The sequence below is a fragment of the Streptomyces sp. NPDC044033 genome, assembly GCF_056434425.1.
Map to the genome: position 1 here is coordinate 113,520 of NZ_JBWKFF010000003.1, position 15,041 is coordinate 128,560.

General features: G+C 72.3%; 12 protein-coding genes and 1 pseudogene. 6 read left to right on the forward strand and 7 right to left on the reverse strand.

Features of this window, described 5'->3' with window-relative positions:
* Positions 1-38 precede the first annotated feature (38 nt).
* Positions 39-1,067, reverse strand: a complete 1,029-nt coding sequence (locus AC07AB_RS07995; RefSeq protein WP_478561885.1) for an AraC family transcriptional regulator — start codon at positions 1,065-1,067, stop codon at positions 39-41.
* Between the two features lie 79 nt (positions 1,068-1,146).
* Between AC07AB_RS07995 and AC07AB_RS08000 the strand changes: the two genes are divergently transcribed.
* Entirely contained in the window at positions 1,147-2,376 is a 1,230-nt protein-coding gene (locus AC07AB_RS08000; protein ID WP_478561887.1) for an MFS transporter, read from the forward strand.
* A gap of 159 nt (positions 2,377-2,535) precedes the next feature.
* On the opposite strand, the gene AC07AB_RS08005 is transcribed toward AC07AB_RS08000, so the two are convergent.
* Positions 2,536-2,931, reverse strand: coding sequence for a nitroreductase/quinone reductase family protein (locus tag AC07AB_RS08005; protein WP_478561890.1), 396 nt, complete (start codon positions 2,929-2,931; stop codon positions 2,536-2,538).
* Between the two features lie 14 nt (positions 2,932-2,945).
* Entirely contained in the window at positions 2,946-4,307 is a 1,362-nt protein-coding gene (glnA, locus tag AC07AB_RS08010) for a type I glutamate--ammonia ligase (RefSeq protein ID WP_478561893.1), read from the reverse strand.
* A 215-nt stretch (positions 4,308-4,522) separates the two neighbouring features.
* Here glnA and AC07AB_RS08015 point away from each other — a divergent pair, with 215 nt between their 5' ends.
* Positions 4,523-6,511, forward strand: a complete 1,989-nt coding sequence (locus tag AC07AB_RS08015) for a collagenase (protein ID WP_478561896.1) — start codon at positions 4,523-4,525, stop codon at positions 6,509-6,511.
* A gap of 100 nt (positions 6,512-6,611) precedes the next feature.
* Positions 6,612-7,274 (forward strand): annotated as a pseudogene (locus tag AC07AB_RS08020) (GntR family transcriptional regulator); the annotation flags it as partial.
* A 176-nt stretch (positions 7,275-7,450) separates the two neighbouring features.
* Here AC07AB_RS08020 and AC07AB_RS08025 read toward each other — a convergent pair.
* Both AC07AB_RS08025 and AC07AB_RS08030 read right to left on the reverse strand, forming a co-directional pair.
* Positions 7,451-8,359 carry an alpha/beta fold hydrolase gene (locus AC07AB_RS08025; RefSeq protein WP_478561899.1) on the reverse strand — a complete coding sequence of 303 codons (909 nt, stop codon included), beginning with the start codon at positions 8,357-8,359 and terminating at the stop codon, positions 7,451-7,453.
* A 24-nt stretch (positions 8,360-8,383) separates the two neighbouring features.
* The gene (locus tag AC07AB_RS08030) at positions 8,384-9,112 is read right to left on the reverse strand and encodes a DUF998 domain-containing protein (RefSeq protein ID WP_478561902.1); all 729 of its coding nucleotides are present in this window, start codon (positions 9,110-9,112) and stop codon (positions 8,384-8,386) included.
* Between the two features lie 232 nt (positions 9,113-9,344).
* Between AC07AB_RS08030 and AC07AB_RS08035 the strand changes: the two genes are divergently transcribed.
* Positions 9,345-9,887 carry a hypothetical protein gene (locus AC07AB_RS08035; RefSeq protein WP_478561905.1) on the forward strand — a complete coding sequence of 181 codons (543 nt, stop codon included), beginning with the start codon at positions 9,345-9,347 and terminating at the stop codon, positions 9,885-9,887.
* Between the two features lie 84 nt (positions 9,888-9,971).
* Complete coding sequence (locus AC07AB_RS08040) at positions 9,972-11,585, forward strand: multicopper oxidase family protein (RefSeq protein ID WP_478561908.1); 1,614 nt, start codon at positions 9,972-9,974, stop codon at positions 11,583-11,585.
* Positions 11,586-11,649: 64 nt separating this feature from the next.
* Here AC07AB_RS08040 and AC07AB_RS08045 read toward each other — a convergent pair whose 3' ends face one another.
* A complete protein-coding gene (locus AC07AB_RS08045) occupies positions 11,650-12,141 on the reverse strand; it encodes a DUF4234 domain-containing protein (RefSeq protein ID WP_478561911.1) in 492 nt (163 codons plus the stop codon).
* Positions 12,142-12,407: 266 nt separating this feature from the next.
* On the opposite strand from AC07AB_RS08045, the gene AC07AB_RS08050 reads away from it, so the two are divergent.
* A complete protein-coding gene (locus AC07AB_RS08050; protein ID WP_478561914.1) occupies positions 12,408-14,162 on the forward strand; it encodes an NAD+ synthase in 1,755 nt (584 codons plus the stop codon).
* Positions 14,163-14,355: 193 nt separating this feature from the next.
* Here the strand turns inward: AC07AB_RS08050 and AC07AB_RS08055 are convergent, their stop codons facing one another.
* A complete protein-coding gene (locus AC07AB_RS08055; RefSeq protein ID WP_478561917.1) occupies positions 14,356-14,970 on the reverse strand; it encodes a hypothetical protein in 615 nt (204 codons plus the stop codon).
* Positions 14,971-15,041 lie beyond the last annotated feature (71 nt).

Here is a 15,041-nt window from a genome sequence, read left to right on the forward strand (position 1 = left end):
TCTGATCGAGTTCGCCGGGCTCCAGCGGTGAGGGCCCTTCACGCCTCGCCCTCACCGCCCCCTGCCCCGGCCGACCCGGTGCCCCTACTGGCGCCGGGCGGCCGGCCGGTGACGCGTTTGAAGGCGCGGCTGAAAGCGGCCTGAGAGGTGTAGCCGAGGCGCTGCGCCACGGACTGGATCGGCAAGGTGTCCTGGGCCAGCCACTGGCCGGCGAGGAGCATCCGCAGCTCCGTGGCGTAGCGGAGGGGCGGCATGCCGATCGTGGTCTGGAACCGGTCCGCGAAGACGGACCGGGAGACATTGCATTCCGCTGCCAGCTCCGCCACGGTCCAGTGGTGCCCGGGCTGCCGGTGCAGGGCCAGGATGGCGCGGGCCAGGCGGGGGTCGCGCAACGCGGCCACGAGGCCGGAGGAGTTGTCGCAGCCGCACTCGATCCAGCCCCGCACGATCATGGCCGCCGCCACTTCGGCCAGCCGGGCGAGGATGCCGGCGAAGCCCACGCGCGCGGAGCAGAGTTCGCGCCTCATGGACGTGAGGATCGGCACGAGCCCGGGGTAACGCTCCCCCACGGCGTCGACCAGCATGACATCGGGCATCAGCCGGCCGAGGCCCTGCATGCCGCCGAGGTCGAACTCCATGGAGCCGTTGAAGAAGATCGCGCTGGGGGTCGGGTCGGCGCTCGGGCAGGCGTCCACGTCGCGGACGGCGTCGCCGAGGGGGACCGCGTCGAAACTGTCCATGCGCTGGACCGGCGCGTCCGGACCGGAGAGCAGCTGATGGGATCCGCCGTGGGGCATGAATACGGCATTGCCGGCCGAGAGCTCGCGGACCGTTCCGTCCTCGGTGCGCAGGACGGCGGAGCCGACCGCGAGGAAGTGGAAATAGGCGCGTCCGGGCTTGGCATCGAAATGGAGGCCGAACCGCGGGCCGACATGGACGCGACGGTACCGAACCCCGCGCAGCCGCATGCTGGTCAGCAGTTCGCTGATGAGGTCGGACGACAGGACGAATTGCCCTGCCGCTCTCCCGTCCGGAGTCCCGGTCAAAGAACGCAGACTTTCTGTCATAGCTCATCCTGAAGTTCGCGTGGAGGCTTGACTCGAACCTTTCATGCGACTCGGGAGAAGTGAACAGTTGAGTAGCGATGTGTGCGACACCGTGCCCGATGCCGGCCCCGCCGAAGCGGCCGACAGGGAACTGATACCGCCCGAACCGGCCTCCTCGTCCTGGGCGGCGGTGTTCTCACTGGCGGTGGGGGTATTCGGGCTGCTGACGGCGGAGTACCTGCCGACCAGCTTGTTGACTCCGATGGCCGCCGACCTCGGGGTATCGGAAGCTCTGGCGGGTCAGGCGGTGACCGTCACGGCGGTGGCGGCGATGCTTTCCGGCTTGTTGACGGCGAGCCTGACCCGGAAGATCGACCGAAGGACCGTGTTGCTCGGCTTCACCGTCCTGTTGATCGTGTCCAATCTGCTGGTGGCCGTGGCCGCCAACATCGTGGTGCTGTTGCTGATGCGGATTCTGCTGGGTGTGGCACTCGGCGGCTTCTGGAGCATGGCGGCCGCGGCGGCGATGCGCCTGGTGCCCGCGGCTCGGGTTCCGCGCGCGGTATCGATCATTTTCAGTGGCATCGCGGTGGCGACCATCGTGTCGGTGCCGCTCGGCAGCTACCTCGGCGAGCTGTCCGGCTGGCGCAGCGCCTTCGTGGCGGCGGCCGCGCTCGGGGTGGTGACGCTGGTGTTCCAGCTGTTCGCGCTGCCCAGGATGGCGCCCCGCGGCACGGCGCGGCTGGGCACGTTGTGGGAGGTGCTGCGGCGCCCGGGCTTCGGTCTGGGCATCGCGGGGATGCTGCTGGTCCACATTGGTCACTACGCGCTGTTCACCTACATCCGGCCCGCTCTGGAAGATGTGGTGAAGGTCGACGTCGATCAGCTGACCCTGCTGCTGTTCGTCTTCGGAGTGGCGAATTTCGTGGGCACGCTGATGGCCGGATGGCTCTTGGAGATCAACCTGCGCCTGACCTTGACGCTGATGCCGGCGCTGATGGGCGTCGCGGCACTGGGCCTGGCACTGTTCCCCGCCGGGAAGGCGGGGTACGTGGGTCTGGTGGTCCTCTGGGGCCTGGCCTTCGGCGGCGTGTCGGTGGCATGGTCGAACTGGGCGACTCGCATGGTGCCCGACCAGGCGGAGAGTGCGGGCGGGCTCGTGGTGGTAGGCGTGCAGTCCGCTATCGCCGGCGGGGCAGCCGCGGGCGGTGTGATGTTCGGTATCGGCGGCACCGTCACCGTATTCACCGTCTCCGGCGTCGTGTTGCTCGTCTCCGCGCTGCTGATCGTGCTGCGGGTCAAAGCGCCCCGGCACCGCGTGGGGAACTGATTCTTCGCCGCGGCCCGGGGACCGGGTTCCCGCTCCCGCCGCCTCATCCGCGGGCCAGGCGGACCAGAGCCGAGGCGGTCGCCTCCGGCGAGGCTCCGGCGCGGGCACGGCTTCGTTCCCGCCCGCCGCCCGCTCGGCCGGCGACCGGCCGCTCCGGGGTCAGTGGTCGCTCAGGTCGATCCGTACGGTCAGCAAGTTCGTGCCGAACGCCCGCACCGCCGCGCTGTTGAACCGCGGAAGCGCCTTGAGCCGCGCCCGCGCGTCGTCCTGCGGAAGAAGGCTGGCGGTCCCGGTGTGCCAGCGGCCCTTGATCCGGACCCTGACCTTCGGGTCCGCCTGGATGTTGCGGACGTAGTTCGACTTCTCGCCGTACTCGGAGACGAGCCAGAACTCCTGCCCGGTGCGGCGCCCGCCGACCGGGGTGCGGCGGGGCAGGCCGGACTTGCGCCCCGTGGTCTCCAGGACGACCTGGCCCGGCAGCCGGGCGAGCAGCGGGTTGAACCGCCGCTGCATGGACGTGACGGTCCGGAACTTGATCTCGCGGTAACGCGACATACGGGGGCCCTCCGTCACAGCACCGGCAGCATCTTGCGCAGCTCGAAGGCGGTGACCTCCGAGCGGTACTCCTCCCACTCCTGCTTCTTGTTGCGGAGAAAGAAGTCGAAGACGTGCTCGCCGAGGGTCTCGGCGACCAGTTCGCTGCGCTCCATCAGGTCGATGGCCTCGCCGAGGTTCTGGGGCAGCGGCTCGATGCCCATGGCGCGGCGCTCGGAGTCGGACAGCGCCCAGACGTCGTCGTCGGCGCCGGCCGGGAGTTCGTACCCCTCCTCGATGCCCTTGAGGCCCGCGGCCAGCAGGACCGCGTAGGTCAGATAGGGGTTGGCGCCGGAGTCGATGGAGCGGACCTCGACGCGGGTGGAGCCGGTCTTGCCGGGCTTGTACATCGGCACGCGGATGAGCGCGGAGCGGTTGTTGTGGCCCCAGCAGATGTACGAGGGGGCCTCGCCCCCGGCGCCCGCGGTGCGGTTGGCGCCGCCCCAGATGCGCTTGTAGGAGTTGACCCACTGGTTGGTGACGGCGGAGATCTCGGCGGCGTGCGTGAGCAGCCCCGCGATGAAGGACCGGCCGACCTTGGAGAGCTGGAACTCCGCGCCGGACTCGTAGAACGCGTTGCGGTCGCCCTCGAAGAGGGAGAGATGGGTGTGCATCCCCGAGCCCGGGTACTCCGAGAACGGCTTCGGCATGAAGGTGGCCTGCACGCCCTGTTCCAGCGCGACCTGCTTCATGACGAGGCGGAAGGTCATGACGTTGTCGGCGGTGGAGAGCGCGTCCGCGTACCGGAGGTCGATCTCCTGCTGGCCCGGCGCGCCCTCGTGGTGGCTGAACTCGACCGAGATACCCATCGATTCGAGCATGGTGATGGCCTGGCGGCGGAAGTCCATGCCGACGTTCTGCGGGGTGTGGTCGAAGTAGCCGGAGGAGTCGGCGGGCATCGGGCGGGTGCCGTCCACCGGCTTGTTCTTGAGCAGGAAGAACTCGATCTCCGGGTGGGTGTAGAAGGTGAACCCGAGGTCCGAGGTCTTGGCGAGGATGCGCTTGAGGACGTAGCGCGGGTCCGCGTACGACGGGGAGCCGTCCGGCATCAGGATGTCGCAGAACATCCGGGCGGTGCCCGGGGCCTCGGCGCGCCACGGCAGGATCTGGAACGTGCCGGGGTCGGGCTTGGCGATCATGTCGGATTCGTAGACCCGGGCGAAGCCCTCGATGGCGGAGCCGTCGAAGCCGATGCCCTCGTCGAACGCCTGCTCAAGCTCGGCGGGGGCGACGGCCACGGATTTCAGGAAGCCGAGCACATCGGTGAACCACAGGCGCACGAACCGGATGTCGCGCTCCTCCAGTGTACGAAGCACGAACTCCTGCTGCTTATCCATAGTTACCTATCCTCGCCGGTCAATCTGCCCGTTCACCAGTGCCGCGGCACCGCGGTGGCACACCAGTATCACTCCCCCGGATGTCCGGCGCGTTTCATGGCCCGTTCCGGTTTCCGTCCCGGTTGCCGCCGACACCTTCCCAACTCCCAGTGCAGTGTGAAATTTTACATGGCACACACCTCACGTGTGCATGACAAGTCACTGGGAGGCAGCACATGCGACCTCGTACCGTGCACAGACGCCTCGGCCGGATCGCGGCCCTGACGGTCACCCTCTGCCTGGGCGGCGGCCTGCTCGCCGCGCCGGCCGGAGCGGCGGCCACCGGCCCGGCCGGCAACCCGGCCACCGGCCACGGGAGCGGCGTCCTCGGCAGCGGCGGCCCCCACCCGTCGTACGGACACCCCCTCACCCCCGCGGACCGCCCGCCCCTCGCCGACCCGTACGACGTCCGCGACCGCGAGCACACCCCCCGCTCCGCCCCCGTCGATCACCCCCGCCCCTCCATGAAGCACCTCTCCCCCGCACGGCGCGCCGCCGCCTGCGACATCACGGACTTCACGCGGAACACCGGCACCGCCCTCATCGCCAAGATCAAGGGCACCACGACCGACTGCGTCAACACCCTCTTCGGCCTCACCGGCGCCGACGCGCGCGGCGCCTTCCGCGAGGCGCAGATGACCACCGTCGCGTACGCCCTCCGGGACGGCGCCGCCTCCTACCCCGGCGACGGCACCACCGGCCTGCCGCAGCTCGTGCTGTTCCTGCGCGCCGGGTATTACGTGCACTGGTACCACTCCGCCGACGTGGGCCCGTACGGCAGCGCGCTGGTGACGGCGATCCGCTCCGGGCTCGACGGGTTCTTCGCCGCGCCGCGCTCCCGCGACGTCACCGACGCCAACGGCGAGACGCTCGCCGAGGCCGTCACGCTGATCGACAGCGCCGAGGAGAACGCCCGCTACCTGTACGTCGTCGAGCGGTTGCTGAAGGGCTACGACAGCTCGTACGACGCCTCCTGGTGGATGCTGAACGCGGTCAACAACGTCTACACCGTGCTCTTCCGCGGCCACCAGGTGCCCGCGTTCGTGACCGCCGTCGAGCGCGCTCCCGGCGTGCTGCGCACCCTCCACGACTTCGCCGCCGCCCACCTCGACCTGCTGGGCGGCAAGCAGAGCTATCTCACCGCCAACGCCGGACGGGAGCTCGGCCGCTTCCTCCAGCACGCCTCGCTGCGCGAGCGGACCCGCCCGTACGCCGTGGACCTGCTCCGGCGCAGCGCCATCACCGGCCGCACCGCGCCGCTGTGGGTCGGCGTCGCCGAGATGGCCGACTACTACGACAGGGCGGACTGCGCCCAGTACGGCGTCTGCGACCTCCAGAAGCGGCTGGCCGACGCGGTGCTCACCGTCCGGCACACCTGCGGCGCCGGCACCGGCATCGCCATCCGCGCCCAGCAGATGACCGCCGCCGAACTCGCCTCGACGTGCGCCAGTCTGAGCGGGCAGAACGCGTTCTTCCACGGCATCGCCAAGGACGGCGGCCCGGTCGCCGACGACCGCAACACCACCATCGAGGTGACCGTCTTCGACTCCAGCGGCGACTATCAGACATACGCCGGGGCCATCTACGGCATCGACACCAACAACGGCGGGATGTACCTGGAGGGCGACCCGGCCGCGGCCGGCAACCAGCCGCGGTTCATCGCCTACGAGGCCGACTGGCTGAAGCCGGACTTCGCGATCTGGAACCTCAACCACGAGTACACGCACTACCTCGACGGCCGCTTCGACATGTACGGCGACTTCGGCGCCGGGGTCTCCACGCCCACCGTCTGGTGGATCGAGGGCTTCGCCGAGTACGTCTCGTACTCCTACCGGAAGGAGATCTACCGAGAGGCCGCCGCGGAGGCCGGGAAGCACACCTACAAGCTGAGCGCGGTCTTCGACACCGCGTACGGCGACGACACCACACGCGTGTACCGGTGGGGATACCTCGCCGTCCGCTATCTGCTGGAGAACCACCGCGCCGACGTCGACGCGGTCCTCGCCGCCTACCGGGCCGGGGACTGGCAGGCCGCCCGGCGCCATCTGACCGAGACCATCGGCACCCGCTACGACGCCGACTGGGACCGGTGGCTCACCGCCTGCGCGGCGGGCGGCTGCGGTACGGGCGCGGGCAGGGGTACGGGCGGCCAGCCGACCGCCTGACCACCAGCCGACCAGCCGCCCCGGCCGTCCTGGGCATCGGTGCGAGCGTGATAGGTGAAAGTTATAATCACCGGGCCGAGCCTAGGACGGAGGGGCCGCTGTGGGTGCTCTGCGGCAGCGAAGTCCGATCCTCGTCCAGGAGCGGCTGCGCGATCAGGTGGCGAACGCCCTGCGCGCCGCGATGATCGCCGGTGAGCTCCGCGTGGGCGCCGTCTACTCCGCGCCCGTCCTCGCCGCCGACCTGGGCGTCTCCCCCACCCCCGTCCGCGAGGCGATGCTCGCGCTCGCCCGCGAGGGGCTGGTCGAGCCCGTACGGAACAAGGGGTTCCGGGTCACCGAGATGTCCGACCGGGACCTGGACGAGTACACGGAGATCCGCGCGCTGATCGAGGTGCCCACCGTCGCGCGGATCGCCCGCACCGTGCCCGCCGGGGAGCTTGAGGCGCTGCGCCCCGTCGCGCGGGAGATCGTGACGGCGGCGGCCCGGCACGACCTGATCGGCTACCTCGACGCCGACCGCCGCTTCCACCTGCGGCTGCTCGCTCTCGCGGGCAACGACCGGCTCGTGGAGGTCGTCGGCGACCTGCGCAAACGCGCCCGCCTCTACGGGCTCACCCGGCTCGACCAGAGCGGCGAGCTGATCGCCTCCGCCGAGGAGCACCTCGAACTGCTCGACCTGCTGATCGGCGGCGACGCCCCGGGGGCCGAGGCGTGCATGCGCCGCCACCTCGGCCACATCCGCTCCCTGTGGTCCGCGGAGCGGGCGGGAAGCGCCGAGCGGACCGGGGATGACAAGCGGGCCGGGGATGACGACCGGGCCGGGCAAGATGAGCGGACCCGGAGCGCCGAGCGGGCCACGGCCGAGGAGCGGGCGGGCGGCGGGGAGCCGCCGCCGGCCCCGGCCCGCCCCTCGGGCGCTTCCGAGGCCCCCGCCCCCGCCTAGCCCTCCGGGTGCTCCTGGGGCCCCGGGGCCCCAGAGGGGTCGGTCTCGCGCGCCGGGGAGACGGCGAGCACCGCGTCCGCCACCGCCTGCGGCCGGTCGAGCATCAGCAGGTGCCCGGCGGGGGCCACGGTCTCGAAGTGCCCGTCGAGCCGCTCCGCGAGCCGCCGTTGCCGCTCCAGCCAGCGCCGTTCGAACCACGAGCCGTTGCCGTGCGACGCCGCGAGGACCGCCACCGGTACGGGCGGCAGCGGGTAGTCCTCGCGCAGGACGGCCAGTTCGGCGGCGACGTCGAGATAGCGGGCGTTCTCCAGCAGGATGGCGCGGGCCACCCGGCCGCTCCCGTAGCAGCGGCGCAGCAGTTCGTCGGGGGCCGGGTCGGTGCGGCGTACGGACGTGGCCCGTACGGTCAGCCGGCGCAGCGTGGGGCCCAGCGCGCGGGGCAGTCCGGCGGCGGTGACGGCCCGGCCGCGGGCCCGGGCCGCGGCGGTGCGCAGATCGCGGCCGGGGCCGGGGTTCGGGTCCTCCTCGACGCTGCCGTCGACCAGGACGACCCCGTCGGTGCGGTCCGGGTGCAGCCGGGCGAACGCCTCGGCGTGGAACGCGGCGAGGGAGTGCCCGACCACGGTCGCCGGGCCCGGCAGCCCGAGCGCGTCGAGCACGCCCACGATGCGGTCCGCCTCGCCCGCGGCGGTGGGCGGCTCCGGGGAGGCGGCGCTGAAGCCGAGGCCCGGCCGGTCGAAGCGGACCACGGTGCGGTGCTCGGCGAGCAGCGGCACCACGGGGTCCCAGTCGAACCAGCCCATGCCGAGCCCGCCGCTGAGCACGCAGACCGGCCCGGCGCCCTCGCTCAGCACATGCAAGGTCACCCCTTCGACACGCACCATCCGCCCGGGCGGCCGCTCCATGGTCTCCCCCTCTGTTGCCCGTCGTCAGTCGTCGTTCCCACGGGCGACGTGCACGCACAGCACCGCCAGCCAGAGCGCGACCAGCAGCACCTGCGCCCGCTGTCCGGCCCCCAGCAGCCATGTTCCCTTGCCCGCTTCGAAAGCGGCCACCGCGGCCAGGGTCCAGGCCGTGGCGGCCAGTTCGGCCGCCACCAGCGGCGGGCCGAGGCGCGCGAGCGGCGTTCTTTGACCGTACCCGCGGGCGGCCACGGTCAGCGCCACGACCCCCACCAGCGCGCCGGTCATCGCCAGGGTGCTGCTGACGGCGTGCGCGGTGTGGGTGGCCGGCACGAGGCCGGCGGTCTCGCGCGCCGCGCACTCCGGGTCGACGGTGGGCGCGCAGCTGAGCGGCAGCCGGGAGTCCGCCGCGGTGGCCGCGCCGAACAGCAGGAGCCCGGCCCAGCCCACCACCGGCCAGGGGCGCCGCTCGAAGACGGTCAGCGCGGTACCGGCGGCGGCGCACACGGTGACCCCGGCGGCCAGGTCGGTGGCGCGGAAGAGCCCGCCGAGCGGCCGGTCGGCGGCGGCCAGCTCGCTGACGTACGTACGGACCGGGTCGAGACCGGTGGCGATCAGGACTTCGAGGACCCAGGCGGTGTAGGCGACCGCGCCGAGCAGGAGCAGCACGGCCACGGCGCGGGCGCGCGGGCGCGATTCCCTACGGGGCGCCGCCGGGCCGCCGCGCCGGGGGCGGGAGGGTTCGGGCCGGTGCATGGCGTCGTCGCCGCTCTAGCGGGCGGCCGCGGCGGGGCGTACGGGCGTACGGGGCCGGGTCCGGGGCTCTCCCGTGGTGATCATGCGGTCCCTTTCGGCGAGCCGGAGCATCCCTTCCCATGATCGGGCTCGGCCCTCGCGCGTGCCCGCCCGCATCCGCGCCGGGCAACCGCCCGCGTCCCGCCATACCCCTTGGGGGTAGGGTGCCGGGGACCGCGTCGGAGGGACCGGGATGTACGGACAGCGAGGGGCCACCGCCTGGTGCGGGCGTCTGCTGCTGTTCGCCGCCCTGCTGCTGGGCATCGTCACGATGCACACCCTGGGCCACCCCGCCGAACACTCCGCCGCGGCGGCTCCGCCGCACGGTCCCGTACTCGGTGCGGGCGGAGGCGGCGGACACCCCACCGTCGGACATCCCACCCTCGGACACCCCGCCGTCGGACACGCGGCCCCCGCGCCGGGCGGGCACGGAGATCCGAACGCGGCCATGCCCGGCGGGTCCATGGCGCGGGTCCATGGCGACCACCACGCCCCACTGCCCGTGGCGGCCGTCCCCACCGCCGTCCCGGCGCACGGCGGCATGGACCCGATGTCGGTGTGTCTCGCCGTGCTCGGCGTCTGGATCGTCGGCCTCCTCATCGGCCTGGCCGCGCGCGACCGCCGGGCCCACGGCGCGGCCGTCACGCCGCGCTCCTGGCTGCCGCGCGCGTTGTGGCCGATCCCGCCGCCACCGCGCCACAAAGCCCTCGCCCGGCTGTCGGTGCTGCGCGTGTAGGAGCGCGCCCGGCCGCTTCCGCACGCCCGGAAGCGGCCCACGCGCCACCGCACACCACCGACACCACACGAGGTGCACTCAGCCATGCGCACACCCACCCGCCGCGCCCTGCTCGGCGCGGGAATCGCGGCCGCCGGGAGCGGCCTGCTCGCCGCCTGTTCACACTCCGGCGGCCCCGCCGACGCCAAGGAAGCGGGCCCCTCGGGTCCGCCCGGGGGCTATGTCTCGCCCGACGGCGAGGAGGTCGCCGCCGCGGAGGCCGCGCGCGGCTCCGGTCCCGTACGGAAGGTGAAGCTCACCGCCACCCCTGCCCGGCTCGACCTCGGCGGCCGCACGGTCGCGACCTGGGCCTACGGGGACCGGCTGCCCGGCCGGGAGGTGCGCGTCACCGCGGGCGACACGCTCGCCGTGACCGTCGCCAACCATCTGCCGCGGTCCACCTCCCTGCACTGGCACGGGCTCGCGCTCCGCAACGACATGGACGGCGTCCCCGGCCTCACCCAGCGGCCGATCAAGGCGGGCGCGACCTTCGACTACCGCTTCGCGGTGGAGCACCCCGGCACGTACTGGTTCCACCCGCACTCCGGCGTGCAGCAGGACCGGGGGCTGTACGCGCCGCTGATCGTGGAGGACCCGAAGGAGCCGCTGAAGTACGACAAGGAGTGGGTCGTCGTCCTGGACGACTGGGTGGACGGGGTGGACGGCAGCACCCCGGACGCGGTCCTCGCCGAGCTGCGCGAGGGCATGGGCGGTATGGACCACGGCAAGGACGGCGAGGGCATGGACCACGGCGGCATGGACCACGGCGGTCACGGGATGTCCGGCATGTCGTACCGCGCCGCCCCCGCGAGTCCCCCCTCCCCCTCCGGCCCGCCGCGCATGATGATGGGCGCGACCAGCGCCCTCCTCGGCGGCGACGCCGGGGACGTCGGCTACCCGCTGTACCTCGTCAACGGCCGTACGCCGGACGACCCGCAGACCTTCCGGGCCGAGCCGGGCGACCGCGTCCGCATCCGCTTCATCAACGCCGGCGGCGACACGGCCTTCCGCGTCTGCCTGGGCGGGCACCGGATGACGGTCACCCACACGGACGGCTACCCCGTCGAGCACGCCGGGACCGACGCGCTGCTCCTCGGCATGGGCGAGCGGTACGACGTGCTGGTCACGGCCGGGGACGGCGTCTTCCCGCTGACCGCGCTCGCCGAGGGCAAGAAGGCGTCGGGGATGGCGCTGCTGCGCACGGGCGGCGGCGCGGCGCCGGGGAAGTCCGTACGCCCCAAGGAGCTGGACGGGAAGCTGCTCACGGCCGGGGTGCTGAAGGCCGACGCGAGCGTGCGCCTGAAGCCCGGCAGGCCCGACCGTACGATCACGATGCGGCTCACCGGCTCGATGGCGAAGTACGACTGGGCGGTCAACGGCAAGCGGTACGACCCGGCTCAGCGCTACCCCGTGCGGGCGGGCGAGCGGGTGCGGCTCTCCTTCGTCAACGCCACCACGATGTGGCACCCGATGCACCTGCACGGCCACACGTTCGCCCTGCCGGGCGGCGGGCCGCGCAAGGACACCGCGATCGTGCTGCCGGGGAAGAGCCTGGACGTCGATTTCGACGCCCGGAACCCGGGGCTGTGGATGCTCCACTGCCACAACGTCTACCACGCGGAGTCCGGGATGATGACGGTCCTCGGCTACCGGAAGTGACGGACGTGGGGGCCGCGCCACGTCGGCACGGCCCCCACGGGGCTGTCGGCTCAGCAGGCCGGGCTCAGCAGGCCAGCGGCACCTGGGTGCCGGGCACGGCCTGGTTGTAGTGGTCGACGATCTTGTTCAGCTCGATCTGGTAGTAGAGCGTGTACAGGCCGAGGACGAACATCAGCAGCAGGCCGATGCCGCCGCTGCACGTGGGGCGGAGGCCGGCGGCGCGCTGGGCGTCGGCTATCCGCCGGCCGGTGTTGAAGACCGAGACGAACGGCGGAATGATCACGAACCCGCCGATGGTGATCGCGAGCAGGCTGCCGACGGGGCTGATGTCGCGGCGGCTGTCGAACTCCGCCATCTCCTTGTGGATCTTGTAGTACCAGACCAGGCTGTAGATCCCGAGGGTGATCAGCGGCAGCCCCAGCCACACGCCGAGCGGGACGCGGCGCTTCATGGCCAGCCCGAAGCCGACAGGCCCCTGCTGCGGGTAACCGCCGTATGCGGGCGAGGCGTGGGGCGGATTGGGCTCCTGCGGGCCCCACGGCTGCTGCGTGCTCAACAGGTCTCCTTGCGCAAATCCCTGACGGACTATCAGGGGACATTGAATGCTTTGTGGCAGACATGCCACAGACAGATCGCGAAGCTTGTCATGGATTCGATGTTCCCGCCACAAGATCGCGAAGCGCCCGCACCCGCGCCCAGACCCCCGACACGCCCGACCCAAGGATGCGGCAGTCGGTGGACGACTGCCGCACACGGCGGACACCCGCGCCGGGTGGCCGCGGTCACACCCCATCGCGTCAGACAGACGATTACACTGGGCGCGTGCCTCAACTTCGCCTCGCTCTGAACCAGATCGACTCCTGCGTCGGCGACCTCGCCGGGAACGCCGAGACGATCCTCCACTGGACCCGGCACTCGGCCGAGCAGGGTGCCCATCTGGTGGCCTTCCCCGAGATGGCGCTGACCGGCTACCCCGTCGAAGACCTCGCGCTGCGGTCCTCGTTCGTCGACGCCAGCCGCGCCGCGCTGGACGCGCTGGCCGCCCGCCTCGCCGCCGAGGGCTTCGGGGAGCTGCCGGTGATCGTCGGCTATCTCGACCGCGACGAGACGGAGCGGCCCCGCTACGGCCGGCCCGCCGGGGCCCCGAAGAACGCCGCGGCCGTGCTGCACGGCGGCCGGGTCGCCCTGCGCTTCGCCAAGCACCACCTGCCCAACTACGGCGTCTTCGACGAGTTCCGCTACTTCGTGCCCGGCCAGACGCTGCCCGTGGTGCGCGTGCGCGGCATCGACGTCGCGCTCGCCATCTGCGAGGACCTGTGGCAGGACGGCGGCCGGGTGCCCGCCGCCCGCAGCGCCGGGGCCGGGCTGCTGGTCTCCGTCAACGCCTCCCCGTACGAGCGGGAGAAGGACGACACCCGCCTCGACCTGGTGCGAAAGCGCGCGCAGGAGGCCGGCTGCACGACGGCCTACCTGGCGATGACCGGCGGCCAGGACGAGCTGGTCTTCGACGGCGACTCGATCGTCGTCGACCGCGACGGCGAAGTCATCGCGCGGGCCCCGCAGTTCGACGAGGGGTGCGTGCTCGTCGACCTCGACCTCCCCGCCGCCGCGGCCGAGCCGCCCGCCGGGACCGTCGACGACGGCCTGCGCATCGAGCATGTGACGCTCTCCGCCGACCCGCTCCCCGCCTACGAGCCCGAGACGCCGGGCGGGCAGGCCGACCGGCTCGACGACGACGAGGAGGTCTACGCCGCGCTGGTGGTCGGGCTCCGCGCGTACGCCGCGAAGAACGGTTTCCGCAGCGTGCTCATCGGGCTGTCGGGCGGCATCGACTCGGCACTGGTCGCCGCCATCGCCTGCGACGCGGTCGGCGCGGAGAACGTGTACGGGGTCGCGATGCCCTCCCGCTACTCCTCCGAGCACTCGATCGGCGACGCCGCCGAGCTGGCCCGCCGCACGGGGCTGAACTTCCGCACGGTCCCCATCGGCCCGATGTTCGACGCCTACATGGGCTCGCTGGGCCTGACCGGCCTCGCCGAGGAGAACCTCCAGTCGCGGCTGCGCGGCACCATGCTGATGGCCCTGTCCAACCAGGAGGGCCACATCGTGCTCGCGCCGGGCAACAAGTCCGAGCTGGCCTGCGGCTATTCGACGCTCTACGGCGACTCCGTCGGCGCGTACGGGCCGATCAAGGACGTCTACAAGACCTCGATCTTCCGTCTCGCCAGGTGGCGCAACCGGTCGGCCGCCGAGCGCGGCCTCACCCCGCCCATCCCGGAGAACTCGATCAGCAAGCCGCCGAGCGCGGAGCTGCGGCCCGGCCAGGTGGACACGGACTCGCTGCCGGACTACGACATCCTGGACCAGATCCTGGAGCTGTACGTGGACCGCGACCGGGGCCGCGCCGAGATCATCGCGGCGGGCTTCGAGGCGGAGCTGGTCACGCGCGTCCTGCGGATGGTCGACACCGCGGAGTACAAGCGGCGGCAGTACCCGCCGGGCACGAAGATCTCCGCCAAGGGGTTCGGCAAGGACCGCCGGCTGCCCATCACCAACCGCTGGCGCGAGACGGGCTGACCCCGGCCGAAGCTGGCCACCGGGCGCCACGAGCCGGGTGGCCGCTCCGTACCGTTCGTCGAACGGTACGGGCCAGGGCCCCGAAACCCGCGGCGGACCCGCACCGGGGTGAACCGGTCGGGTCCGTGCGCCTGAGCGGGCCCGCACGCCCGGGCGGGGGTCCACCGAGCGCGCGGAGTCATGGGGCGGGGGCTTACGGGTGGTACTTCTCCTCGATCAGGTCGGGGACGGGGGCATCGGACTTGGTGTCCATGGTGACGCGGACGACCACGTGGTCGGTCTTCGCGGCCTTCTCCAGCTGGTCCGCGTTGCACCTCTTGGTGCCGTAACCGTCCTTGCCCATGGTCACGGTGCCATCGGCGGCGCCGCAGATCGCGGCCGCGCCACGGACCTCCACGGCGTTGGCGACCTCAAGCTTCTGGGCCTTGCCGCCGTCCTCGGGCTTGACGAGGATCTTGCCGGGCGCGAGGTAGCTCATCCTGCCTTCGAAGACGCGGTGGTTGCCCGCGTTGGCGACGCCGCTCCCCTCGGGGGCGGTCTCGCCGCCGTCGGCGGACTTCGGCGCGGACTTGCCGCTGCTCTGCCCCTGGGCGGCGGAGCCGTCCGAGGAACCGCCGGTGGACTTGGCCGGGGCCGAGTCGTGCTGCGATCCGGACGCGGCCGAAGAGTTCGAGGAGCTCGCGGTGTTCGCCGGCCCGTCGTCCTGCCCGCAGGCCGTGGCACCGAGGCCCAGCGCCGCGGCGACGGCGAGGGAGGCGGCGACGCGGCGGCCGGCGCGGCCACGGAGGCGGTTGGTGACGGTGTTCATCGTGTCTCCCGTTGCTCTGGTCTCTCGTTTCGTTCCCTGACGACAACCAGCTTCGAAGATCGCGTTGGCGT

Coding starts and splice junctions, on each gene's coding strand:
- AC07AB_RS07995 (WP_478561885.1), bottom strand. CDS start 1,067: ATGACAGAAAGTCTGCGTTCTTTGACCGGGACTCCGGACGGGAGAGCG.
- AC07AB_RS08005 (WP_478561890.1), bottom strand. CDS start 2,931: ATGTCGCGTTACCGCGAGATCAAGTTCCGGACCGTCACGTCCATGCAG.
- glnA (WP_478561893.1), bottom strand. CDS start 4,307: ATGGATAAGCAGCAGGAGTTCGTGCTTCGTACACTGGAGGAGCGCGAC.
- AC07AB_RS08015 (WP_478561896.1), top strand. CDS start 4,523: ATGCGACCTCGTACCGTGCACAGACGCCTCGGCCGGATCGCGGCCCTG.
- AC07AB_RS08025 (WP_478561899.1), bottom strand. CDS start 8,359: ATGGAGCGGCCGCCCGGGCGGATGGTGCGTGTCGAAGGGGTGACCTTG.
- AC07AB_RS08030 (WP_478561902.1), bottom strand. CDS start 9,112: ATGCACCGGCCCGAACCCTCCCGCCCCCGGCGCGGCGGCCCGGCGGCG.
- AC07AB_RS08035 (WP_478561905.1), top strand. CDS start 9,345: ATGTACGGACAGCGAGGGGCCACCGCCTGGTGCGGGCGTCTGCTGCTG.
- AC07AB_RS08040 (WP_478561908.1), top strand. CDS start 9,972: ATGCGCACACCCACCCGCCGCGCCCTGCTCGGCGCGGGAATCGCGGCC.
- AC07AB_RS08055 (WP_478561917.1), bottom strand. CDS start 14,970: ATGAACACCGTCACCAACCGCCTCCGTGGCCGCGCCGGCCGCCGCGTC.